Below are 23720 nucleotides of genomic sequence, written 5' to 3'. Positions count from 1 at the left end.
GCGGGTTCGGACTGAACCCTACAGGCCCCGCCGCGCGAGTAAAAGACCCCCTGCCACAACCCGCCGTCACGATGATGGCGGGAGCGATTGTATCCGGCGCGCCGGCCCGGTAGGGTGCGGCACGCGATGGCAACACGCCACGATGGACACGACACGATCATTTTTCACACTTCAGGGTAGCTGGAAGACAGGATGCCGGGGAACGCAAAAACGCCGACGGATCAGGACGCGCACAAGGCCAATGCACAGTGGGGCGGGCGGTTTGCCGGCGGGCCTGCGGCCATCATGCAGGACATCAACGCCTCCATCGGCTTTGACAGGGCCCTGTGGCGGCAGGACATCGCGGGCTCGAAAGCCCATGCCGCCATGCTGGCAAAGACCGGCATCATTTCGCAGGCGGATGCCGCGGCCATTACCGCAGGGCTGGAGCAGATCGGCGGCGAGATCGCGGCCGGTACATTCACGTTCAGCACGGCGCTGGAAGATATTCACATGAATATCGAAGCCCGCCTGTCCGAGCGGATCGGCGAGGCGGGCAAGCGCCTGCACACGGCGCGCTCGCGCAATGACCAGGTGGCCACCGATTTCCGCCTGTGGGTCCGTGATGCGATTGACGGGCTGGAGCAGCAGGCGGCCTCGCTGCAGCGCGCGCTGGCGCGGCGCGCGCTGGAACACGCGGCCACCCCCATGCCCGGCTTCACCCACCTGCAGACCGCCCAGCCCGTTACCTTCGGCCATCACCTGATGGCCTATGTGGAAATGCTGGCGCGTGACCGGGGTAGACTGGCCGATGCGCGGCGCAGGCTCAATGAATCGCCGCTGGGTTCGGCGGCGCTCGCGGGCACCTCCTTTCCCATCGACCGGGAGATGACGGCAAGGGCACTGGGCTTCGACCGCCCTACCGCCAATTCGCTCGATGCCGTGTCCGACCGGGATTTCGCGCTGGAATACCTTTCCGCCCTGTCCATCATGGCGATGCACCTGTCACGGCTGGCGGAAGAAATCGTGATCTGGTGCTCGGCCCCCTTCTCCTTCATCCGCCTGTCCGATGCCTTCACCACCGGCTCCTCCATCATGCCACAGAAGCGCAATCCGGATGCGGCCGAACTGGTGCGCGCCAAGGGCGGGCGCATTACCGGCGCGCTGGTGGGCCTGCTTACGGTCATGAAGGGGCTGCCGCTGGCCTATGCCAAGGACATGCAGGAAGACAAGGAACCCGTCTTCGCCGCAACCGACGCGGCAAGCCTCAGTCTTGCCGCGATGGATGGCATGATCCGGGATCTGGGCGTGAACGCGGACCAGATGCGCGCCTATGCCGGGTCCGGTTTCTCCACCGCCACCGACCTGGCCGACTGGCTGGTGCGTGTACTCAAGGTTCCCTTCCGCACCGCGCACCATGTGACCGGGCGGCTTGTGGGCAGGGCGGAAGCCAGGGGGGTTGGCCTGGCCGACCTGACGCTGGAGGAGATGCAGGCGGAGGAGCCGGGCATCACCGCCGATATCTTCTCGGTGCTGACAGTCGATTCCTCCATCGCCTCACGCACCAGCCATGGCGGCACGGCGGCGCAGAACGTGCGCGCGCAGGCCACGCGCTGGCTCGACACACTGGGGGCGGAAAAACCGGGGGCGGCACAATGAACATGCGGACCACACTGCGCGCACGCCTGCGCTCTCTCATGCTGGTGGCTGCGGGGCTGCTGGCCGTGGCCACAACGCTCGGGGCCTGCGGGCGCATCGGACCGCCACACCAGCCCAGCACTTCGCACGACTACTACCGGACCTATCCCAGCCGGGACCGCTAGGCCACCGCGTCAGGCCAGGCTGTCCGGCCCGAAGCTGTCGGGCAGCAATTGGGCCAGCGTACGCACCATCAGCACCCGCCCGCTGTCCGAAACCATGGTAACCGGGGTATCGGGGCGCGCGAATTCACGGATTTTCTGCCTGCACCCACCGCATGGCGTGCAGGCGGCGTTCCCCCCGCCACACACCACCACATGGCGCACCTGCCGCCCGCCCGCCGCCACCATGGCCGCAAGCGCGCCGGCTTCGGCACAGGTTCCTTCGGGGTAGGCCGCGTTTTCAACGTTGCATCCGGCAAATATGCGGCCATCATCCGTCTCGACCGCCGCCCCCACCATAAAGCGGGAATACGGCGCATAAGCCCGTGCGCGTACGTCAACCGCCGCCTTGACCAGGGCGCTATTGTCCATGACCGGCCTGTCCTTCTCGTTCTTTCCTGCATCAGGCACCTTGGAAGGGACGGGGCAAGGCGGTATCGTGCGTTCCATCATGGCTGAAGCTCCCCCCACCTGTCACGGACAGGATCCCACCATTGCCGAACTCCTGGCCGTCCGTCCGGCGCTGTCCATGCATGCCATGGACGGGCTTGTACTGGAAGACGTGCCCCTGAACGCCATTGCCGATGCGCTGGGCACGCCCACCTGGGTCATGAGCGCGGGCACGCTGCGCGCGCGCTACCGGCGCCTTGCCGCCGCATTCGGGGCCACGGGGCTGCCGGTTTCCATTCACTTCGCCGTCAAGGCCAACGACCATCTGGCCGTCCTGCGCGTGCTGGCGGCACAGGGCGCGGGGGCGGACGTGGTCAGCGGCGGCGAACTGCGCAGGGCCATGATGGCGGGAATCGCGGCGGACCGGATCGTCTTCTCCGGCGTGGGCAAGACCGTGGCCGAGATGCAGCTTGCGCTGCGCGCGGGGATCGCCCAGATCAACGTGGAAAGCGCCGAGGAGCTTGAACTCCTCTCCACCGTGGCGCGGGCTGAAGGGGTGGAAGCCCCGGTTGCCCTGCGCATCAACCCCGATGTGGATGCCGGCACCCATGCCAAGATAACAACCGGACTTGCCACCAACAAATTCGGCATTCCCTATGATCGCGCGGTTGAACTCTATGCCCATGCCGCCACCCTGCCCGGTATCCGCCCCGTGGGGCTGGCCATGCATATCGGCAGCCAGATCGTGCGCATGCAGCCCTACCGCACGGCCTATGCCCGGCTGGCCGCACTGGTCCATGCCATCCGCGCGCGCGGACTGACGGTTGCGGTACTGGACTGCGGCGGGGGACTGGGCATTTCCTATCGTGATGAAACCGAAGGCGCGCCCGAGGCGCTGGCGGCAGCGATCCATGCCGAACTGGGCGGGCTGGGCGCCCGTCTGGCCATCGAGCCGGGGCGCTGGCTGGCCGGTCCCGCCGGGGTACTGCTGAGCACCGTCATCCTGCGCAAGCACGGTTATGACGGCATGCCGCCCTTTCTGGTGCTGGACGCCGCCATGAACGACCTGATGCGCCCCAGCCTGTACGATGCGTGGCATGGCATCATACCGCTGTCCGCCGCCACTGCCGTCGCAGCAGACGAGCGGGTACACGTGGTGGGACCGGTCTGTGAAAGCGGCGATACGTTCGGCCATGACCGCACCCTGCCGCACATGGAGGCCGGATCGCGCCTTGCCCTGCTGGACTGCGGCGCTTACGGCATGGTGATGAGTTCCACCTACAACGCCCGCCCGCTGGCGGCACAGGTCATGGTTGATGGCAGCCGCTGGGCCGTGATCCGCGAACGGCAGGCGGTTGAGGAACTCTGGGCCGCCGACAGCATTCCCCAATGGGTGGATGAAACCCTTCTCCCATCTGGCGGAGGCCTATGACAGCCGGGCAACACAGCCCACAGCCCAGCGGCGGCCTGCCGCAACGCCTGGCCCGTGCCCGCCGGCAGGCCCGGTGCGCCCTGTGGGCGGAACGGCTATGGCCGCTCATGCTGCCCGTGGCCGATACGGTCATGGGTGTGGCCCTGCTGGGCCTGACACGCCTGCCCCAGAGCCTGCCTGACAGCATGCACGCGCTGGCGCTGGCCGGCTGTGCCACGGTGGCCATCTACGCCACACGGCGGCAGTGGCGCGGAGTACGTACTCCCACCGCGGCAGAGACGGACCGGCGGGTAGAACAGGCATCCGGACTGGTTGGCCAGCCCCTGCGCACCCTGCACGACCGCCCCGCCAGCCCCCCCACGCCGCAGACAGCCTATCTGTGGCAGCTGCATCTGCGTCGCACCATGCTCGCCCTGGGGCACCTGCGCGGCGGGTGGCCCCGCCTGCGTCCACCACCGGGGCGATGGTGGACGGCCACCCCGCTTCTGGCCGCGCTGCTGGCCGGGGGCATGGCATGGAGCGGTGCGCATGCGCCCGGCCGGATCATGGCGGCCTTCGTGCCCGGCATGGATGATGCCGATACACCCGCCCCGCAGATCAATGCATGGATCACCCTGCCCGACTACGCCCCCGGTGCGCCGGTCTTCCTGGACGCCACGCATGACAGCGCCACCATTCCCGCAGGCGCGCAGCTGAGTGTTACGCTGAACGGACTGAACGGTCAGCCCGCCCTGCGCATGCACGCAGCCGGGCAGCCGGGCATGGGACCGCACGGATTCCACGCGCTGGGCCATGGAAGCTGGAATACGCAGGCCACCCTGCTTGCCTCCGGCCGCGTGACCCTGCGTGGCCGGGGTCGCACCCTGGCGCAATGGAATCTGCACGTCACCCCCAATCCCGCCCCGGACATTGCATGGGGTAAAAATCCCGGCAGCCAGGAGGGGGAATGGCGCACCCGACTGCCCTACCATGCCGCCCAGCCCTACGGCATCGCCTCCATCCATGCCGAACTGGTCATGCCCGACAGCCCGCATGATGTGCTGGACGTGCCCATTCCGCTCAATGGCCATCCGCGCATGGTCGATGATGTCGCGACACCCGACCTGTCACAGAACCCATGGGCGGGAGAGGACGTGACCGCCCGGCTGGTCGCCACCAGCAGCAGCGGGGTCAGCGCCACCTCTGCCCCCGTGCATCTGCGCATCGGGGCGCGGCCGTTCACCAACCCGCTGGCCAAGGCCATACTGGACATACGCAAACGCGTTGCCCTGCATCGTGAAAACCGTGTGCAGGCCGGGCGGGAACTGCTTGCCCTGGGGCAGGCCGATACCATGCTGACCCGCCGTGTCGGCCTGCTGGTGGCGCTGACCAGTGTTGCCGCCGTGCTGGGCAGCGGGGACGTAACGGATGACTACGCCATAAGTCAGGCCACCGGGCGGCTGTGGTTCCTGGCGCTGGATATCGAGCATGACCGTCATGACCTGGATGACGAACAGGCCGATTTTGGCGTGCAGGCGGCACAGGAGGCAGTGCGCCAGCAGCTTGAACACATGCGCGAAATGGGTGCGAAGGGACAGGGGCCGGACCAGCAGGCCGAACTCCAGCACCGGATGCAGGCGCTCAGGGATGCGATCTCACGCAAGATGCAGGCGCTGGCCCAGCAGGCCATGCGCGATCATTCCGCCATGCCGGCCATTCCCGAAATGACATCGCGCGGCGAGCAGAATCTGGAACAGATGATGCAGCAACTGCAGGAGGACGCGGCGGGTGGCCACAACGCCGACGCCATGCGCAAACTCCAGCAGATGGAGGACATGGCCGAGGGTATGCGCAACGCCACCCCGCAGGACATGGTGCAGCTTGCCCGGCAGCTGCAGGCCCGCCAGCAGGCAAAGGAACTGCGCCGCGCCCTGCGTGATCTGGTCAGTCGCCAGTCACAGCTGCTTGATCACGCCCAGTCACGCATGGATCAGGACCAGCGTCAGGCCGAGCGCGAGGCCGCAGGCCGCCAGACCGACATGGATGAGGACGGGGCGGACCTGTCTTCCATGTCCACGGGTGACCTGTTGCGCCAGCTGGGCATTACCCCGCCCGATGCCACGCCCCCCCGGCCGCAAGCCGGCGCACCGCCCCCAACCAGCGAGACGCCCGAAGCCCGCACCGCCCAGCAGCATGCCGACCGTGCGGTGCAGCATGCCCTTGCCCGCGCCGTGCATGAACTGCAGCGCGAGTTCAGGCAGGCCGTTGGCAAGGACATGCCAGCACTGGACAAGGCGCAGACGGACATGAAAGCCGTGCGCGCCGCACTGGGTGCGGGCAAGGACCCCGACGCCGCCGCCGCCGAGAAAAAGGTGCTGGCCGACCTTCAGCAGGGCGACCAGCAGATGCGCCAGTCCATGCGCAGCCAGACTGCCCATGGGGGCATGACCGTTTTCCTGCCCATGCTGTCGCAGGAGAACGGCAAGGGCAGCCATGGCACCGGCGGCAACCATCCCGCCAGCGAGGATGACGAGGACGATACGGACCAGCAGGCCGAAGGCAGCGGCGACCGTGACCCGCTGGGCCGCAAGACCGGGGGCACCCATGCGGGAATGGATAACGATACGCACCTGCCCGATCAGGCCAGCCGCGAACGTGCGCGCGAGATCGAACAGGAACTGCGCCGCCGCGATGCCGACCGCACCCGCCCGCCAGAGGAACTGGAATATCTCGACCGGTTGCTCCGCGCCTTCTGACTGCCGGGATCACGACGTGCCGTAATCCGGCATGGCCGGGTGGCCGTGCCTCCCGGCTGCGGGCTGGTCATGACACCGGAGCTATGATGCAGGCGCCGGTATTCAGTGGAAAAAACGGCAATGACCTTTGCGACGGAAATAAAATACCCTATCACTCCCGGTATTTGGAGTGTACGGAGCCTTGCAGACAGTCAGGAAAGACCCATGGCAGCGGTGCTGCATACTGTTCCTGGCATCGATACTGGCGGTTGGTGGCAGCCTTTACCTTTTTATAATCCTGATTGACCCATGGGGGGCATTGCCGCTCTCCCTTCCACTGCATCGGGTGCCCGTTACCAGCAATGCGCGCTTTACCATGCCGATGCTGGCCCGGAAAAACAGGTTTGATTCGGTCATGCTCGGCACATCGACTGCACGCCTGATGCGGCCTGAAATACTGGATGGCCCGCTTGGCGCGCATTTCCTCAACATGGCCATGAACAATGCCCGGCCCCATGAGCAGTACCGACTGCTGCGCGAGTTCCTGCGCCATCATCCCAGCCCCAGGTTTCTGATGGTGGACCTGGATCGATCATGGTGCCTGTATGGCCCCAAGCAGGTTCCACTGAATAATGAGCCCTGGCCCGACTGGATCTATCAGGGGTCATCATGGCTGGGTTACCTGCACATGGCCAACCTGTACGCATTGCAGGAAGCCGCCAACGAATTCATGCTGCAGCTTGGCCTGCGTCACGACCATTATGGCGAGGACGGGTACACGAACTTCGTAGCGGCCGACAGTCTCTATACCCGCGCACGCGCCAACCGGGTCTTTGCCGCATGGGGGCCTGACCCCATGCGCCCGCCGCCCACACCGATTGAAGCGGCACCGGCCATGCGGACGTACCTTCCCGCCATCCTTGACGCCGTACCGGATACGACGGTCCGTATCCTGTGGTTTCCGCCGGTACAGGCAACCCGACATAACCCGCGGGGATCAATGTATGACAGCATGTTCGAAGCATGCCACCGCTACGTGGCATCCGTTGCCGCCACCGCTCCCCACACGCTGGTACTGGATTTCGACATACCTGGCCCCATTACTGATGACCGTGACCTGTTCTGGGATCCCATCCATTACCGACTGATGACAGCGGACCGTATCATGCATGATATCATTACGGTGATGTCGGACCCGGGTGCCAGATCACCCGATTATACGGTCGTATCACGTTAGCTGGTGGTTTTTGCCAGCCTTTATCATCAGATTGACCTCCGCCGCCCGGCGCATCCTTCCCGTCCATGCGTGCGATCTGACACCCGTCGCCAGCGACACGACCAACGGGCGAATCAAAAGCCCGCGGGCGTTCAGGGGATGGCGCGGGTTTCAGGCATCGGTCGCTTCATTGTCATGCTTTATCGGGATGACGCGGTTGACGGGGGCCATGGCCAGGTCAATGGCGTCATAGGATGGCGGGCTTTCGGGCGTGTCTTTTCCGTCCTGTGGCAGAAGCTGGGCATCGGGCAGTTCACCCTTGCTGCGGGCTTTCACCAGGCGCTCAAGGTTCTCGCCAATGCGGGGATGCTCTTCCACCAACGCGCGGAAATGCCGTGCGCTCATGGTCATGAAGTGACCGAACTGCAACGAGCAGCTGGTTACGGTCACACGTTCGTCCTTCAGGGCTTCCTCCGCCCCCAGCACGGCACCCGCGCCAAACCGGACATCATGCTTGGGGTAATGGGTTTCCGCCAGCCCGGCGCTGATGAAGTAGACCGTCCGCACCTTCTGCCCCTTGCGGTACAGCCGCTCACCGGGGGACGAGAAGTGGATGGACATCTTCATCGCCACGTCATGGAGTACGCCATCAGGCACCCCCTCAAACAGCGGGAAGTTGTGGATACGGCTTTCGATCCCGGCACGGATGTTGAATTTCAGCCTGAAATCAAGCTGTTCGCGCCGATGCTCCACATCCTTGTGCAATTCCCGGTGCAGTTCCTCGCTAAGCAGCGAATCGGCCATGAGGGTATCATATTTTTCCTCCTCCAGCCTGAGTGCGATCTGGCGCAGCATCCGGTTTTCCAGCGCTTCGGAATAGCCATGGTAATGCAGCCGCAGGGTCTGGAGCGCTTCATCCAGCAGCTTGCACTGGCGGCCCAGCACCTCCCCCACGATTTCACTGATACGGGTGCCAAGCGTGGGCTCCATGCGCTGGCGCATGAACCGCGTGAGCGACAGCGAGACGAAATAGCCGATCATCAGCATTTCGAAGCGCTCCATCATGCAGTACATCAGCGGTGTATCGAAATTGAACCGATGATGGATGACCTGCGCCACGCGGAAACGCAGCGAAGGCCGGAGCCTGCGCCGCAGGGCGCGTACATAGCCAAAGCGCCCCTCCAGCCGTGCGCCATCGACCATGGCCTCGGCCGAACGCAGCAGCGTTTCCATCACCCGGCGCGACAGTCCCTGTATGCGGAACAGGTCCAGCAGGATGGAACGCTCGCGGTTGGCAATGACGATCAGCGCCAGCGTCACGCGCTGGCGGTCACCCAGGGCCGTGTCAAAGGTGTTGGCCTGTTCCTCCGAATGGACGCGGCGGTCCAGCACTTCGACCACGGTATTGGTGACATTGCGGGAAAAACCAAGCTCACCCGCCACTTCGCGCGTCTGGTCACGGACTTCCCCCAGACCGATGGCCAGGATCTGGTGGCGCAGCGCCTGATCGATCAGCGGCAGCTGGTCCAGCTTGAGGAACAGCACGAGGTAGCGCAGTGAAAGACCATTGACGAACAGCGTGATCAGCACGAAGCCGGTGGCGATGATGCCGATGAAGTGGGCGATGCCACTCGAAACATGCTCGTTCTCGGTCACCGCCAGCGCCAGCGCCAGCGTGATCGCGCCCCGCAGCCCACCCCATACCATCGTCACCTTGAACGGTGTGGGTACCGGCGGGGAAAGCTTGGTCGCGGCAAGGACGGGCAGCATGCCGAACACCACCGCCCCACGGGCCAGAAGCCCGGCGCCCGCGGCCAGCAGGATCAGCACGCAGTCCCATTTCGTCATGCCCACCAGCAGGCGTGGCACCAGCATGGACGCCAGCACGAACACCAGCGACCCCGCCCAGAATACAAGCTGCTGCCACAGCTCGTTCAGGAATCGCCATGTCTGTGGCCGGAAGGTGGACGGGCCATAGATGGAAATGGTCAGCCCGGACGCCGCCGTGGCCACCACACCGGAAAAGCCCAAGAATTCATCGCATACGATATAGGAAAGGTAGGGCAGCGCCACGGTCAGCGTGACCTCCGCCGCGGGTGCCACCCCCAGTGCCGGAATGACCATGAGCGTAAGCCGCCCGAACACCACGCCGATGATGAGCGCCCCGACAAAGGAGACCAGGAACTCCAGCATCGCGCCACCAAGCATGATCTTGTGATGCGAGGTGATGGAACCCAGCAGGATAGTGAAGATGGAAATGGCAGCGGCGTCATTGAGCAGCGCCTCGCCTTCCACCAGCCGGGTCAGGCGGCTTGCGGCGCCGATTTCCTTGAATATGCCCGCAACGGCCGACGGATCGGTCGTGGCCACGATGGAGCCAAGCAGCAGGCAGACCGCCAGCGGCATGCCCGCAAAGGGATAGAGCGCGAAGCCGATCGCGGCGGTGGATACCGCAACCGCCACCACCGCCAGCAGCAGCACGGTCGCGGTTTCATGCGCCAGCCTGCGCACGTCAATGCCCAGAGCCCCCTGGAACACCAGTATGGGCAGGAAGATCAGCAGGAACGCTTCGCTGTTGAGCGGGAAATCCAGCAGCGTCTGTGCCGCGCCATTGAATATTTCCAGATGGGAATTGCGCAGCACAAGATCGGCCGCCCCGCCGATGACGATGCCCACGATGGCCAGCAGCACGGTCTCGGACAGTTCCAGGCGGCGGGCAAGCGGCTGCACCCCGCTGACCACGACAAGCAGCACGGCAATTGCCATCAGGATTGCTGCCAGACCCGCTATCTCCATTCAAAATCCCCGATTCACGGCCATATGGCGATCATAGCCCAATCCTAGCGACCGACCATGAACAGATTATGTTCATTATATTACGGATCAGCGAAACGGGACTTACACGGTCGGTATCCGGCCGCGAAAGACGTTGCTTCACATACCCCCGCACCGAGTATCAATAATGCCACATACCCGTTGCAGGAACAACACAGGCTGGATCACATTATGTTCCAGTGCTTCACAGCCCCGTCCTGTCATACCGTAACGGGGCCTGCGGTCGCGGCCAGCCACGCCCTTACCTGTGCTTCCGGGTCGGGCATGCGAATGAAATCCGACACAGCGGAGACACAGTCCGCCCCGGCGGCAAGACACAGCGGCGCACGTTCACGCGTGATGCCGCCGATGGCAACCAGCGGTATGCCGCCAATCCGCTGCTTCCATGCCGTCAGCCTGGCGGTGCCCTGCGGGCCCCACGGCATTTTCTTGAGCGTGGTCGGCCAGACCGGGCCAAGCGCCACGTAATCGGGTGTGACGGACAGGGCACGCTCCAGTTCCGAATCGCTGTGGGTACTGACCCCAAGGCGGATGCCTGCCGCGCGAATGGCCGCAATATCCGCCGTATCCAGATCCTCCTGCCCCAGATGGATGTAATCCACCCCTTCCTCTATCGCGATCTGCCAGTAATCATTCAGCACGAGCGTCACGTCATGCGCGCGCGCCAGGCGGATCCCCTCACAGATTTCATGGCGCAGGGCATCCGGCGCCATGTCCTTGAGCCGCAGCTGGATCAGTCCTGCGCCCGCCTGCCCCAGCCGGGCAACCCAGTGGGCGGCATCGACAACAGGGTAGATGCGTGATGGCAGGGCCGCGCTCACAGCACTGCCTGCCCGATAACGGGGGTCGAGGGCACGGCCATGTCACGGACCTCCATCGGGTCGGCCACATAGGCCATGCGCCCGGCCTCGACCGCCATGGCGAAGGCACGCGCCATTTCCGCCGGGTTGCCCGCCTTGGCCACCGCCGTGTTGATCAGCACCGCGTCATAACCCAGTTCCATCGCCTGCGCCGCGTGCGACGGCACGCCAATGCCGGCATCCACCACCATCGGCACATCGGGAAAATGGGCACGCAGCGCGCGCAGGCCAAACAGGTTGTTCAGCCCCTTGCCCGACCCGATCGGCGCGCCCCATGGCATCAGTACCTCGCACCCCGCGCGCAGCAGGCGTTCGGCGCCGACCAGGTCCTCCGTCATGTAGGGAAAGACCTTGAAGCCATCGTCAATCAGGATCCGCGCGGCCTCGACCAGCGCGAACATGTCGGGCTGGAGGGTGTCGGATTCGCCAATCACCTCCAGCTTGATCCAGTCGGTGCCAAAAACCTCACGCGCCATCTGCGCCGTGGTCACCGCTTCGCGCACGGTATGGCAGCCCGCGGTATTGGGCAGCACGGGCACGTCCAGCCCACGGATCAGGTTCCAGAACGTCTCCCCCGCGCGTGAACCCGCAGCCTCGCGCCGCAGTGATACGGTCACCACACCCGCACCCGCGCGGCGTACCGCGTCACTCAGGATTTCAGGTGATGGATACTGGGCAGTACCCAGCATCAGGCGCGATGTCAGCGCCGTGCCATAGAAAAGTGTCATTGCCGTCATCCTCCCTGCATCGGGGCCAGAATTTCCACCCGCGCGCCTTCGCGCAGCACCATGGACATACGCTGGCCCCTGGGCACGAAACTGCCTTCCACTGCCGTGGCGATGCGCGCATTCCCGTCATAGCCCAGTTCTTCAAGCAGGGCCGCAAGCGTGGTGGCCCTTACGTCGTGACGGGTGTCATTCACCATAATCTGCATGTCCATCTCCTGTGCGGGGGAGGGTGCGTGCTTCACGCGCCAAACACGATATCGGCCGCCTCCCCCGCCCGCACGGGCGAGAGCAGGAAGCCATGGCGGTACATGCCATTGATGTGGATATGCCGCCCATTGCGCCGGACGGCAGGCATGTTGTCGGGGTAGGACGGGCGCAGCCCGGTCCCGGTCTCGAGTATCTCGGCCTCCCCGAAGGCGGGGTGCAGGGCATAGACCGCGCCCAGCATCTCCGCCATGGAGCGCAGGGTCATGGGGCCTGCGTTTTCACTTTCTATCATGGTGGCGCCCACCATGTACACATGGTCGGCGCGCGGCACGATGTAAATGGGTATGCGCGGGTGCAGCATGCGCACGGGACGGTGCAGGCCGACATCCGGGCAGCGCAGCAGCAGCATTTCACCCCGCACGCCGCGCATGTCCGCCATCTGCTCACGCGCGGCAATGCCGGTGCAGTCCACGACCCAGTCATACCCCGTCATATCCGCGTCGGGCGGCACACCGAAATGCAGGCTTCCCCCCAGTTCCACCACCCGGCTGGCAAGTGACGCCAGTGCCGCGCGCGGGTCGACATGGCCTTCCCCCGCAAACAGCAGGGCGCGGGAAAAACGGTCCGCCAGGTCGGGCTCGAGATCTGCGATCTCGCCCTCGCCTATGGTGGTGAAATGTGATGTCCGGCGGCCAAAGCGCGCGATTTCGCGCACGTCGCGCGCGGGGGCGAGCACAAGGGTGCCATTGCGTATGACACCGGGCACATGGGCATCCCACCAGTCCAGTGAGGACAGGGACTGCGCCGTAACCTCCGGCGTTGCGGATTCCGCCTCGCACCACGGGGCCAGCATGCCCCCCGCCTTCCATGATGCCCCCCAGCCGACCCGTGGCCCGCTTTCATGCACACGGACCCGCGCCCCCCGCTCGGCCAGGGTCACGGCAGCGGTCAGCCCCGAAACACCAGCGCCGCGCACAAGGACAGACGGCCCCGCACCGGGGGATGATGCCGTTTGTTCTGCCATGCGCTCCGTGTCCCTGCTGCTGTTATCGTTCCTGCTGGCGATGATTGTGCCGAGCGGCTCCCGTCTGTCTATTCAACAGTAACGGACTTGGCGAGGTTGCGCGGCTGGTCCACATCCGTCCCCTTGAGCAGCGCTACCTCGTAGGCCAGAATCTGCACCGGTATGGTCTGCAGGATCGGGGCTACGAATTCCGCCACCGTCGGAATCGCCACCACGCATTCGGCAATCTCGCGCAGCCTTGGCGCACCCGCCATATCGGTAAACACCAGCAGCCGGCCGCCGCGCGCCTTGGCTTCCTGCAGGTTGGACAGGGTTTTTTCAAACAGGGGCCCGGACGGCACGGTGGCCACCACCGGCACGGTGCTGTCAATCAGCGAGATCGGCCCATGCTTCATTTCCCCCGCCGCATAGGCCTCGGCATGGATATAGGTGATTTCCTTGAGCTTGAGCGCACCTTCCAGCGCAACGGGGAACATGGCCCCGCGCCCCAGATAGAGCACGTCGCGCGCTTCCGCCACGATGGTGGCCATGCGGCGGATCTCGTCATGCCGCTCGAAGACTTCCGCCGCCTTGCTGGGCAGGTCGAGCAGTGCCGTGACCATCTGCTCCTCGGTTGTGGCGTCCAGCAGGCCACGCGCACGGCCAAGGGCAATGGTCAGGCATGCCAGCACCGAAAGCTGGGCGGTAAATGCCTTGGTGCTGGCAACGGATATTTCCGGCCCCGCCACGGTACCCAGCACGGCATCGCTCTCGCGCGCCATGGTGCTCTGCTCGACATTGAGCACCGAGACGATGTGCTGCCCCGCAGCGCGCATGCCCCGCAGGGCGGCCAGCGTATCCGCCGTCTCCCCCGACTGGGAGATGAGCAGCCCAAGCCCGCCCTGCGCCAGTGGCGGATTGCGGTAACGCATCTCGCTCGCCACATCGATATCAACCGGCAGCCGTGCATACTGCTCGATCCAGTAGCGCCCGATCATGCCCGCGTAAAAAGCCGACCCGCAGGCCGTGATCACCGCACGCGGCACCTGGCCCAGGTCGAATGGCAGTTCCGGCATCACCACGCGGCGGATGGCGGGGTCGATCAGGCGCTGCAGGGTCTGGCCGATCACTACCGGGTGCTCGTGCAGTTCCTTTTCCATATAGTGCCGGTAGCCATCCTTGCCGACCGAGGCCGCGATCAGCGCGGTCAGCCGGACCGGGCGCTCGACCGCGTTGCCAGCCATGTCGAAGAAAGTGGCGCCAGCCGGGGTGACCACGACCCAGTCCCCGTCATCCAGATAGGCGATGCGGCGCGTGAGCGGGGCAAGTGCCAGGCTGTCGGAACCGAGGAACATCTCGTTATCCCCGAACCCCACCACCAGCGGTGCGCCATGGCGGGCGCCGATGACCATGCCATCATGCCCCGCGAAGATCATGGCCAGCGCGTAGGCCCCTTCCAGCCGCTTCAGGCATTCATGCGCCGCATCCCGTGGCGAAAGGCCGCGCTGGAGGTGATAATCCACCAGTTGGGCGATCGTCTCGCTATCCGTATCGGTGGAAAAGACCTGGCCCGCCGCCTCCAGTTCGTGGCGCAGTTCCTCGAAGTTCTCGATAATGCCGTTATGCACGACCGATACCCGCTCCGTGCCATGGGGGTGGGCGTTGTTTTCGGTTGGCGCACCATGGGTGGCCCAGCGGGTATGGCCGATGCCGGTCACACCCGGCAGCGGCATGCGCGCCAGCAGGGTCGCCAGATGGTCCAGCTTGCCCGCCGCGCGGCGGCGTTCCACCTGCCCGTGCTCCAGCGTTGCGATGCCGGCGGAATCGTACCCGCGATATTCCAGCCTGCGCAGGGCATCCAGAATGACCGGCGTGGCCTGATTGCTGCCGACAACCCCTACAATGCCACACATCAGCCCTGTTCCTTCCTTTTCTTCAGCCGGTCACGAAACATCGTGGCATGGCCCGCCTTGTTGGCCTGTCGGGCGCGCCCCACGGCCAGGGCGCCGTCGGGCACATCATGGGTGATCACGCTGCCTGCGGCGGTGATGGTCCCGTCACCCACCCGCACTGGCGCCACAAGCACCGAATCCGAACCGATGAAGCTGTCCGCCCCGATTTCGGTCACATGCTTGAACACGCCATCATAATTGCACGTAATGGTACCCGCGCCGATATTGGCCCGGCTGCCTACCGTGGCATTTCCCAGATAGGTCAGGTGATTGGCCTTGGCCCCGGCGCCCAGCGTGGTGGCCTTGAGTTCGACGAAGTTGCCCACCCGCGCCTTTGCCCCCACATCCGTGCCGGGACGCAGGCGGGCGTACGGGCCGATCTGGGCATCGGGTCCGACCATGGCCCCTTCCACATGCGAGAAGGCATGGATTTCCGTGCCGCGCCGTACATGCACGCCCGGACCGAACACCACATGCGGATGCACCACCGTGTCGGGCTCCAGCACGGTATCGGCACACAGAAACACCGTATCGGGGGCAACCAGCGTGGCGCCGCCTGCCATGGCCGCCTGCCGCAGGCGCACCTGCACACAGGCTTCGGCCTGTGCCAGTTCGGCACGCGAATTGATGCCGCGCAGTTCATCCTCGGGTGCCACGACCGCGCGCACGATGCGCCCATCGGCCACGGCACGGGCCACCACATCGCCCAGATAGTATTCGCCCTGCGCATTGTCGTTGTTGATTTCATCCAGCCAGCGGCGGAAATCGGCAGCATCGGCGCACAGCACCCCGGCGTTGCACAACCCGATTTCACGCTCGGCCGGGGTCGCGTCCGCCCATTCCACAATGCGCTCGACCTGCCCGTTCCGCGTTACCACGCGACCATACTTCGCCGGGTCCGCCGGTTCCATGGCCAGCAGGGCAAGGTCCGTATCATCGCGACACCGCTGCGCCAGCAGCGCACGCATGGTACCCGGCGTGATCAGCGGGTTGTCACCATACAGGACCGCCACATCGCCGCCGCCAAACGCCGCCTCCGCCTGGCGGGCGGCATGGCCGGTGCCAAGGCGGTCATGCTGCACCACCACCGCATGCGGGGCGGCAAGGGCCGCCACGTCATCCATGCCGGGACCGATCACCACCACCACCCGGTCAAACACCTGCGCCGCGTTATCCAGCAGGTAGCGCAGCATGGGCTGCCCCGCCAGCGGATGCATGACCTTGGGCCGCTCCGACTTCATGCGGGTGCCACGCCCGGCCGCAAGGATGACGGCGGTCGACAGCGGGGAAGCGGGGGCGGATACTGCGGTATCGGTCTTGGTATTCATGGCAGTGTGCGGGTACTCCGCACCCGCGCACCCTGTCAAACCCTTATGCATGCGCGATACCATCACTTAGAATTTCCGATTGCTACTTCTCCACCCGCACCGTCATTCAAGGAGTTCATGATGACAGCCTCCCTGCCCCGCCTGGCCGTTTTTGACATGGATGGCACACTGATCGACAGCCTGCCCGACCTTGCCGCCTGCGCCAGCAGGCTGCTGGTGCATTACAGCCTGCCCCCCATTACCCCCGACCTAGTGCGCCCCATGATTGGCGATGGTGTGGCGGTGCTGGTCCGGCGCCTGCTTGCCCATGCCGGCCCCGCTGCCGCGGCGATTGACCCGGCCGAAGCCACGACCCGCTACATGGCCGACTATACGCCCCATTCCACCGACCTGTCCCGCCCCTTTCCCGGTACGGAAACCATGCTGGCGGGCCTGCGGGCGGATGGATGGCGCATGGCCGTATGCACCAACAAACCCGTTGCCGCCGCGCGCCACATCCTGCGCGTTCTTGATCTGGAAAAATGGTTTGTGGCCGTGGGTGGCGGGGACAGCTTCGACACCCGCAAGCCTGATCCGCGCCACCTGCTGGACACCATTGCACTGGCCGGGGGTGACCCGCGCCGCGCGATCATGACAGGCGACCATCATAACGACATGGCCGCCGCAATCGGCGCGCATGTGCCCGCCATTTTCGCCCGCTGGGGGTACGGACGGCCGGAAATGGAAGCGGGTGCCACGGTTGGCGCCGATTCCATTACCGAAGTCACGCATCTGGCAGGCGAAATCATACCCGCCTGAACGCGCTATACGTCCAGGTTGGCGACCTTGAGCGCATTGCCCACGATGAAGTCCCGGCGCGGCTCGACCACATCCCCCATGAGGGTGGAGAAGACCTGCGCCGCGTTTTCAATGTCGCCCACCTTGACCTGCAGCAGCGTGCGCATCGCGGGATCGAGCGTGGTTTCCCAAAGCTGTTCGTCATTCATCTCGCCCAGCCCCTTGAAGCGGTTGATGGACAGCCCCTTGCGGCCCTGCGCCAGAATCCGCTCGTACAGCGATGCCGGGCCATCGAAGGACTGGGCATTGCCATCAATCACAAGGGCGATCGGCCGGGCAAAATCCGCCACCAGCCGCGCATGGCGTTCAGCCAGCCAGCGCACTTCCGCACTCCGCAGGGCCGTGGCTTCCAGGCGGTAGACCTCCCCCACGCCGCGCACGCTGCGGGCCATTTCCAGCCCGCTGTCACTGACCGCGACCTTCCAGCCACGCTCCGCCGGGGGAGAGACCGCATCCAGCCGGGCCTGCAGGTCCACGATCCGTTCCGGCATGGCCTGCAGGTCGGGACGCAGCACGCCCGCGATGGCCGCCTGTTCCAGCACCCAGACCGGCACCCGCGCCGAAAGGCGGGACAGCGCGCGCGTCACGTCGCGGATGAACAGTACTTCGGCGCGCATGAGCTCACCCTCGATCTCGCGCCCGTCGCCGTAACGCAGCGCCGCATTGGCCAGCGCCTTGTCCAGCAGGTAGGTCTCCAGCGCCGCATCATCCTTGAGGTACCGCTCGTCATTGCCACGCTTGGCACGGTAAAGCGGCGGCTGGGCGATGTACAGATATCCCTTCTCGATCAGTTCGGGCATCTGGCGGAAGAAGAAGGTCAGCAGCAGGGTGCGGATGTGCGAGCCATCCACGTCAGCGTCCGTCATGATGACGATACGGTGGTAGCGCAGCTTATCAATCGAGAAGCCGCCATGTTCCACGTCTCCCCGACCAATACCGGTGCCCAGCGCCGTGATCAGCGTGCCGATTTCAGCCGAGCCGAGCATGCGGTCAAAGCGCGCGCGCTCCACATTGAGGATCTTGCCCTTGAGCGGCAGGATTGCCTGGAAGCGCCGGTCACGTCCCTGCTTGGCCGTACCGCCTGCCGAGTCACCCTCGACCAGAAACAGTTCGCATTTGGACGGATCACGCTCCTGGCAGTCCGCCAGCTTGCCGGGCAGGGAGGAAATGTCCAGCACGCCCTTGCGCCGCGTGAGTTCACGCGCGCGCCGCGCCGCCTCACGCGCGGCAGCCGCATCCATCACCTTGGCCACGATCAGGCGGGCTTCCTTGGGATGGGTCTCGAACCAGTGGGAGATCATGTCGGCCGCGGCGGCATGCACCACCGGCTGCACTTCGGATGAGACCAGCTTGTCCTTGGTCTGGGAGGAAAATTTGGGGTCCGGCACCTTGACCGACAGCACGGCGGTCAGGCCCTCGCGCATGTCCTCGCCATTGAGGGCATGGCTGTCCTTCTTGGTGGCATTCGCTTCCGCGTAACGGCCCACCACGCGGGTCAGCGCCTGGCGAAAGCCGGCAAGGTGCGAACCGCCATCACGCTGGGGGATATTGTTGGTGAAGCACAGCATGGTCTCATGGAAACTGTCGTTCCATGTCAGTGCGAACTCGACCTTGATGCCGTTTTCGTCATTCTGCAGGCTGCCGGTAATCGGTGGCTCGACAATGGCGGTCTTGCCCTGGTCCAGCCATTCCACGAAGGCGCACAGGCCGCCTTCGTAATGGAAGGCTTCCTCCCGCGCGGGTTCATGGCGCTCATCACGCAGAATGATCCTGAGCCCGGAATTGAGGAAGGCCAGTTCCCGCAGGCGGCGTTCAAGAATCGCAAACTCGAATTCCACCTTGGCGAATGTCTGGGCGCTGGGCTTGAACGTGACCTGCGTGCCACGCGGTTCGTCACTTTTGCCCACAAGGCGCAGCGGCCCGTCACGCTCGCCATGCTGGAAGCGGATCACGTGCTCGGACCCGTCACGCCAGATGCGCACCTCCATCCATTCGGACAGCGCATTGACCACGGCGGCACCCACGCCGTGCAGGCCGCCAGACACCTTGTAGGAATTCTGATTGAACTTGCCGCCTGCATGCAGCTTGGTCAGCACGACTTCGGCCGCACTCACCCCTTCCTCATGATGCATGTCGGTCGGGATGCCGCGCCCGTCATCGCGCACCGTCACGCTGCCGTCACCATTGAGGGTCACGGTGCAGCATGTGGCAAATCCGGCCTGCGCCTCATCCACGGCGTTGTCGATGATCTCGAAGGCCATGTGGTGCAGGCCCGATCCGTCATCCGTATCCCCGATATACATGCCCGGGCGCTTGCGTACGGCATCCAGTCCGCGCAGAACCGAGATGGACGCCGCATCGTAATCCGCAGCAGGCGGCACGCCGCCCGCGACCTCGGCATCGTGTTTCTGGTCGGGACTGGATTGATCGGTCATGCCGGCAGATGCTCCACAGCGGATAACAACAAAATAACAGAACGCATTATAGCCCGAACCGCCCCGCGTAACCAGCATTCCTCATCGAAATCATGCGTGCTGGACAAGATTACCTTCACCCGGGGTCACGAATTCGGCGCCTTCGCGCAGCGGGGCGAACTGTTCGGCGTCCGTGCCCGTCAGCAGCACGCCGGTCCGCAGGCGACGCAGGGCATGGAACAGGCTGTCACGCCGCGCCGCATCCAGATGCACCAGCGGTTCATCCAGCAGCAGCATCGGCGCCTGCCCCCGGCACGCCGTCAGGATCCGGGCGTGGGACAGCACTGTGCCCACCAGCAGGGCCTTCTGCTGGCCGGTGCTGGACTGGCTGGCCGGGCGGCCTGTCAGCCGGTCCGCCATGCGCATGTCCGCCCGATGGGCGCCAAAGCGGCTGCCGCCACGCTGACGGTCCACGGCCCGCGTGCTGGCAATGCGTTCAGCCAGCCAGTCCTCCACCGCAAGTGCCGGTTCCTGCGCCAGCCGGTCGGCAATCACGCACTCCAGCGCAAGCCGGGCGGCGGGAAAGCCATCAAGCACCGCCTGTTCATCCGTGTTCAGGCGGGCAATCATGTCCATGCGTGCGGCCGTGGCCGCCACCGCGTGGCGGGCCATGGTCCGTTCCAGCGCGGCCAGCCAGTCCGGGTCCGCGCCAGATTGGGCCAGCAGGCGGTTACGCTGCACCATAGCACGGTCATGCGCCGCTACCTCCCGGGCATGTCCCGGTTCCAGCGCCAGCACCAGCCGGTCCAGAAAGCGGCGGCGTCCCCCCGCCCCCTCCTGGAACAGGCGGTCCATCTGCGGGGTCAGCCATACGGCGGAAAAATATTCGGAAACGGAATCACGGTTGCGCAGGGTCTGGCCATCCACCCGGAATGCCCGGCGATCAGGCCGGAGCGGGTCCGCCCCGGTGGCAAGCTGCATGGACAGGGCTTCATCCCCCGGCCTGTCGGCCACCTGCGCCACCACGCCCCACAGGGTCGTGCCGTGCCGGGGCAGTTCATCCATGCGCGCCCCGCGCAGTCCCCTGCCGGGCACCAGCAGGGAAACCGCTTCAAGCAGGTTGGTCTTGCCGCTGCCATTCGGCCCGGCAATGACCGTGACAGGCAGGCGGGGCTGCCACGAAAGATGCCGGTAATTCCGGAAATCCGTCAGGACCAGCCGGTTGATGAAGGCCATGCGCCCCCGCGGGCCGCGCGCGCCTAGACGCGCATCGGCATGAGCACATACAGCGCGGAAGGACTGTCGACATCGCGCACGATGGTGGGGGCCGAACTGTCGGAAAAGGCGAATTCGACCTCACGCTCCACCTGGTCAGTAATATCATTCAGGTAGCGGGCCTGGAAACCGATCTCGATGGGTGCCGCATCGTAGGAGACGTGGTTCTCGTCCAGTTCCTCGGTTGCCGTGCCCTGGTCCTGACTGGCGGCGGACAGGGTGAGCAGGTTGTGCGCCATGCTCAGCTTGACCGGGCGCGACCGCTCCTGGCTGATCGCGGCCACGCGGGAGACGGCATCGGAAAAGATCTTCTTGCCCACGCGCAGGATCCTGTCGTTACCATGCGGGATCACGCGCTCGTATTCGGGAAAGGTGCCGTCAATCAGCTTGGAGGTCAGCGTGATGTTGCCGATCGAGAACTGGATGCGTGTGTCGGACAGTGCCACCGCCACCTGCTCCGGCCCCTCATCCAGCAGCTTGCGCAGTTCGCCCACCGTCTTGCGCGGCACGATCACGCCGGGCATGCCGGCACTGCCGGCGGGCAGTTCGGTCTCGACCCGGGCCAGACGGTGGCCGTCAGTCGCGACCGCGCGCAGGACGGGGCCCGCCCCGCCTTCCGCCACATGCACGAAGATGCCGTTGAGGTAGTAGCGCGTCTCCTCCGTGGAGATGGCGAAGCGCGTCCGGTCGATCAGGCCACGCAGCACCTGCGCGGGCATGCTGAATTCATGCGGCAGCGCGCCTGCCATCATGGAGGGGAAGTCATCCACGTCCAGCACGTTCAGGCTGGTGGCGAACCGTCCGGCCCGCAGGCCCAGCGGCGCATCGCCGCCTGCGTGGTCAAGCTCCACCTGCGCGCCATCGGGCAGCTTGCGCACGATTTCATACAGTACGGCCGCTGGCGCCGTAACCGCGCCATCGCGCTGTGTTTCGGCCGCAATGCCTTCCACCACCGCAATTTCCATGTCGGTTGCGGTCAGCGTCATCGCGCCATCGACGACATTGATCAGCACATTGGCCAGGATGGGGATGGTATTGCGCTTCTCGGCAACGCTCTGGATGTGGGCCAGTGCCTTGAGCAGCGTTACGCGGTCGGCCTTCAACTTCATCGGTAAGATATCCTCCACACCCCACCACGTTCACGCAACGCCATGACGGGGCTGACATGTCTAGCAGGCGCGCCCGACCCGGGTAAAGGGCGTAGCCGCCCGCAACGCGACGGGCTCAGCTTTCCAGCATGCGGCGCAGCAGTTCCACGTCCTCGGCAAAGGCCGGGTCTTCCGCCATCAGGCCCGTCACGCGCGATACGGCGTGGATGACGGTGGTATGGTCGCGGTTGCCGAACTTGCGCCCGATCTCGGGCAGGGAGCGACTGGTCAACTGCTTGGCCAGGTACATCGCCACCTGCCGGGGCCGGGCCACCGCGCGCGCGCGGCGGGCGGATGACATGTCGGTCAGCCGAATGTTCCAGTGCTCCGCCACCTTGCGCTGGATTTCCTCAATGGTTACGCGGCGGTCATGCGCCTTGAGGATGTCGTGCAGCACATCCTGCGTGGCTTCCAGCGTGACCGGGCGGCCGAACAGGTTGGCATGCGCGATCAGGCGGTTGAGCGCGCCCTCAAGCTCACGCACGTTGGATGTGATCTTGTGCGCCAGGAATTCCAGCACCTTGGCGGGCACCACCACGCCGGATGCCGTGGCCTTGGCTTCAAGAATGGAGATACGCAGTTCGAACGTGGTGGCATGGATATCCGCCACCATGCCGCAGCCCAGGCGGGTACGCAGCCTGTCCTCCAGCCCCGACAGGTCGGAGGGCGACTTGTCGGCAGAGACCACGATCTGCCGCCCCGCATCCACCAGCGCATTGAAGGTATGGAAGAATTCTTCCTGCGTATTGTCCTTGCCAATCAGGAACTGCAGGTCATCGATCATCAGCACGTCAACGGAACGCAGCTGTTCCTTGAATTCCATGGTGGACTGGGAGCGGATGGCGGCGATGAAGCGGTACATGAACTTCTCGGCCGACATGTAGGCCACCGACACCCGTCCCTCCCGCACCAGTTCGGCACCGATGGAATGCATGAGATGCGTCTTGCCAAGTCCTACACCGCCATACAGGAACAGCGGGTTGAAGCCGGGGCTGGAGGGCTGTTCGGCCACGCGCCGGGCGCAGGCATAGGCGAACTCGTTGGGCTTGCCCACAACGAAGGTGTCAAAGGTGAAGCGCTGGTCCAGCGGGGCGGCCAGGTCGGTGCGGACTTCGGCGGGACGCGGCTCCTCCGCCACGGGGGCAGGCGTGGCCGGACGGGCGGCAGCGGTTTCCATTGCGCCACGGGCGGGTGCGGCAGCGGACGCATCTTCCGGCACGGTTGCCGGGGCCGCATCGGCGGCGGGACGGGCAACCTGCAGTTCCACACGGCGGATGGCGGGCACTTCCGCGTTCCACAGCGTGCCCAGCCGGTCGCCATACTGCCCGCGCACCCAGTCACGCAGGAAGCGGGTGGGCAGGTAGAGGGTGATCTCGTCCTCCTCCACCGGGCCAACCGTGATCTGGCGCAGCCACGTACGGTATTCGACTTCCCCCACCTCGACCTTCAGCCGTTCGCAAATGCGCGACCAGTGAATGGCGAGCACACTTTTCTGCGCATTGGCTTCCGCCACAGCGTCATAGCCTCCCAGTCCACCCGTCAT

At 65.3% G+C, this 23720-nt stretch carries 19 protein-coding genes; 7 read left to right on the top strand and 12 right to left on the bottom strand.

Annotation, left to right across the window (positions count from 1 at the left end):
• Positions 1 to 192 precede the first annotated feature (192 nt).
• The gene (gene argH, locus LDL32_RS00095) at positions 193 to 1638 is read left to right on the top strand and encodes an argininosuccinate lyase (protein ID WP_233062963.1); all 1446 of its coding nucleotides are present in this window, start codon (positions 193 to 195) and stop codon (positions 1636 to 1638) included.
• 2 nt (positions 1639 to 1640) lie between these two features.
• Positions 1641 to 1802, top strand: coding sequence for a hypothetical protein (locus LDL32_RS00090; protein WP_233062954.1), 162 nt, complete (start codon positions 1641 to 1643; stop codon positions 1800 to 1802).
• A 9-nt stretch (positions 1803 to 1811) separates the two neighbouring features.
• Here the strand turns inward: LDL32_RS00090 and LDL32_RS00085 are convergent, their stop codons facing one another.
• Positions 1812 to 2210: a cytidine deaminase gene (locus tag LDL32_RS00085; protein ID WP_233062951.1), complete on the bottom strand. Its 399-nt coding sequence runs from the start codon at positions 2208 to 2210 to the stop codon at positions 1812 to 1814.
• 79 nt (positions 2211 to 2289) lie between these two features.
• Here LDL32_RS00085 and lysA point away from each other — a divergent pair, with 79 nt between their 5' ends.
• The 4 genes from lysA to LDL32_RS00065 all read left to right on the top strand — a co-directional run bounded on the left by lysA (position 2290) and on the right by LDL32_RS00065 (position 7611).
• Entirely contained in the window at positions 2290 to 3660 is a 1371-nt protein-coding gene (lysA, locus tag LDL32_RS00080) for a diaminopimelate decarboxylase (RefSeq protein ID WP_233068594.1), read from the top strand.
• A complete protein-coding gene (locus LDL32_RS00075) occupies positions 3657 to 6395 on the top strand; it encodes a DUF4175 domain-containing protein (protein ID WP_233062942.1) in 2739 nt (912 codons plus the stop codon). Before lysA ends, LDL32_RS00075 begins: the two co-directional genes overlap by 4 nt.
• A 120-nt stretch (positions 6396 to 6515) precedes the next feature.
• On the top strand, positions 6516 to 6680 hold the full coding sequence (locus tag LDL32_RS00070; protein ID WP_233062940.1) for a hypothetical protein: 165 nt from the start codon (positions 6516 to 6518) through the stop codon (positions 6678 to 6680).
• Positions 6681 to 6789: 109 nt separating this feature from the next.
• Positions 6790 to 7611: a hypothetical protein gene (locus tag LDL32_RS00065; RefSeq protein ID WP_233062931.1), complete on the top strand. Its 822-nt coding sequence runs from the start codon at positions 6790 to 6792 to the stop codon at positions 7609 to 7611.
• Between the two features lie 150 nt (positions 7612 to 7761).
• Here LDL32_RS00065 and LDL32_RS00060 read toward each other — a convergent pair whose 3' ends face one another.
• From LDL32_RS00060 to glmU, 7 genes are all read right to left on the bottom strand, one after another.
• Entirely contained in the window at positions 7762 to 10386 is a 2625-nt protein-coding gene (locus LDL32_RS00060; protein ID WP_233062929.1) for a cation:proton antiporter, read from the bottom strand.
• A 239-nt stretch (positions 10387 to 10625) separates the two neighbouring features.
• On the bottom strand, positions 10626 to 11246 hold the full coding sequence (locus LDL32_RS00055) for a thiamine phosphate synthase (protein WP_233062920.1): 621 nt from the start codon (positions 11244 to 11246) through the stop codon (positions 10626 to 10628).
• Positions 11243 to 12013: a thiazole synthase gene (locus tag LDL32_RS00050; RefSeq protein WP_233062918.1), complete on the bottom strand. Its 771-nt coding sequence runs from the start codon at positions 12011 to 12013 to the stop codon at positions 11243 to 11245. The genes LDL32_RS00055 and LDL32_RS00050 overlap by 4 nt, the downstream gene beginning before the upstream one ends.
• A gap of 5 nt (positions 12014 to 12018) precedes the next feature.
• Positions 12019 to 12219 (bottom strand): sulfur carrier protein ThiS, encoded by a 201-nt coding sequence (thiS, locus tag LDL32_RS00045; protein ID WP_233062909.1) that lies wholly within the window; start codon positions 12217 to 12219, stop codon positions 12019 to 12021.
• Positions 12220 to 12251: 32 nt separating this feature from the next.
• Positions 12252 to 13244 carry an FAD-dependent oxidoreductase gene (locus LDL32_RS00040; protein WP_233062907.1) on the bottom strand — a complete coding sequence of 331 codons (993 nt, stop codon included), beginning with the start codon at positions 13242 to 13244 and terminating at the stop codon, positions 12252 to 12254.
• A gap of 68 nt (positions 13245 to 13312) precedes the next feature.
• Positions 13313 to 15136 (bottom strand): glutamine--fructose-6-phosphate transaminase (isomerizing), encoded by a 1824-nt coding sequence (glmS, locus tag LDL32_RS00035; RefSeq protein ID WP_233062885.1) that lies wholly within the window; start codon positions 15134 to 15136, stop codon positions 13313 to 13315.
• Positions 15136 to 16503 carry a bifunctional UDP-N-acetylglucosamine diphosphorylase/glucosamine-1-phosphate N-acetyltransferase GlmU gene (gene glmU, locus LDL32_RS00030; RefSeq protein WP_233062877.1) on the bottom strand — a complete coding sequence of 456 codons (1368 nt, stop codon included), beginning with the start codon at positions 16501 to 16503 and terminating at the stop codon, positions 15136 to 15138. The genes glmS and glmU overlap by 1 nt, the downstream gene beginning before the upstream one ends.
• Before the next feature lie 117 nt (positions 16504 to 16620).
• Here glmU and gph point away from each other — a divergent pair, with 117 nt between their 5' ends.
• Positions 16621 to 17301, top strand: a complete 681-nt coding sequence (gene gph / locus LDL32_RS00025) for a phosphoglycolate phosphatase (RefSeq protein ID WP_233062875.1) — start codon at positions 16621 to 16623, stop codon at positions 17299 to 17301.
• A gap of 5 nt (positions 17302 to 17306) precedes the next feature.
• On the opposite strand, the gene gyrB is transcribed toward gph, so the two are convergent.
• The 4 genes from gyrB to dnaA all read right to left on the bottom strand — a co-directional run.
• Positions 17307 to 19775 (bottom strand): DNA topoisomerase (ATP-hydrolyzing) subunit B, encoded by a 2469-nt coding sequence (gene gyrB, locus LDL32_RS00020; RefSeq protein ID WP_370636599.1) that lies wholly within the window; start codon positions 19773 to 19775, stop codon positions 17307 to 17309.
• A gap of 90 nt (positions 19776 to 19865) precedes the next feature.
• Complete coding sequence (gene recF, locus LDL32_RS00015) at positions 19866 to 20990, bottom strand: DNA replication/repair protein RecF (protein ID WP_233062870.1); 1125 nt, start codon at positions 20988 to 20990, stop codon at positions 19866 to 19868.
• Between the two features lie 23 nt (positions 20991 to 21013).
• The gene (gene dnaN, locus LDL32_RS00010; protein ID WP_233062868.1) at positions 21014 to 22138 is read right to left on the bottom strand and encodes a DNA polymerase III subunit beta; all 1125 of its coding nucleotides are present in this window, start codon (positions 22136 to 22138) and stop codon (positions 21014 to 21016) included.
• A 115-nt stretch (positions 22139 to 22253) separates the two neighbouring features.
• On the bottom strand, positions 22254 to 23720 hold a 1467-nt coding region (dnaA, locus tag LDL32_RS00005), incomplete at its 5' end, for a chromosomal replication initiator protein DnaA (protein WP_233062865.1).

Source organism: Komagataeibacter sp. FNDCF1 (genome assembly GCF_021295335.1).
Taxonomy (GTDB): Bacteria; Pseudomonadota; Alphaproteobacteria; order Acetobacterales; family Acetobacteraceae; genus Komagataeibacter.
The sequence above is the reverse complement of the archived record's forward strand: the minus strand, read 5'-3'. Positions and strand labels throughout refer to the sequence as shown.

Bases quoted from the DNA above. Each gene is read 5' to 3' on its own strand.
- gyrB (WP_370636599.1), bottom strand. From the start codon at position 19,775: ATGACCGATCAATCCAGTCCCGACCAGAAACACGATGCCGAGGTCGCG.
- thiS (WP_233062909.1), bottom strand. From the start codon at position 12,219: ATGCAGATTATGGTGAATGACACCCGTCACGACGTAAGGGCCACCACG.
- recF (WP_233062870.1), bottom strand. From the start codon at position 20,990: ATGGCCTTCATCAACCGGCTGGTCCTGACGGATTTCCGGAATTACCGG.
- LDL32_RS00050 (WP_233062918.1), bottom strand. From the start codon at position 12,013: ATGACACTTTTCTATGGCACGGCGCTGACATCGCGCCTGATGCTGGGT.
- LDL32_RS00060 (WP_233062929.1), bottom strand. From the start codon at position 10,386: ATGGAGATAGCGGGTCTGGCAGCAATCCTGATGGCAATTGCCGTGCTG.
- argH (WP_233062963.1), top strand. From the start codon at position 193: ATGCCGGGGAACGCAAAAACGCCGACGGATCAGGACGCGCACAAGGCC.
- LDL32_RS00075 (WP_233062942.1), top strand. From the start codon at position 3,657: ATGACAGCCGGGCAACACAGCCCACAGCCCAGCGGCGGCCTGCCGCAA.
- LDL32_RS00085 (WP_233062951.1), bottom strand. From the start codon at position 2,210: ATGGACAATAGCGCCCTGGTCAAGGCGGCGGTTGACGTACGCGCACGG.
- gph (WP_233062875.1), top strand. From the start codon at position 16,621: ATGATGACAGCCTCCCTGCCCCGCCTGGCCGTTTTTGACATGGATGGC.
- dnaN (WP_233062868.1), bottom strand. From the start codon at position 22,138: ATGAAGTTGAAGGCCGACCGCGTAACGCTGCTCAAGGCACTGGCCCAC.
- LDL32_RS00070 (WP_233062940.1), top strand. From the start codon at position 6,516: ATGACCTTTGCGACGGAAATAAAATACCCTATCACTCCCGGTATTTGG.
- lysA (WP_233068594.1), top strand. From the start codon at position 2,290: ATGGCTGAAGCTCCCCCCACCTGTCACGGACAGGATCCCACCATTGCC.
- glmS (WP_233062885.1), bottom strand. From the start codon at position 15,136: ATGTGTGGCATTGTAGGGGTTGTCGGCAGCAATCAGGCCACGCCGGTC.
- LDL32_RS00065 (WP_233062931.1), top strand. From the start codon at position 6,790: ATGCTCGGCACATCGACTGCACGCCTGATGCGGCCTGAAATACTGGAT.
- glmU (WP_233062877.1), bottom strand. From the start codon at position 16,503: ATGAATACCAAGACCGATACCGCAGTATCCGCCCCCGCTTCCCCGCTG.
- LDL32_RS00040 (WP_233062907.1), bottom strand. From the start codon at position 13,244: ATGGCAGAACAAACGGCATCATCCCCCGGTGCGGGGCCGTCTGTCCTT.
- LDL32_RS00090 (WP_233062954.1), top strand. From the start codon at position 1,641: ATGCGGACCACACTGCGCGCACGCCTGCGCTCTCTCATGCTGGTGGCT.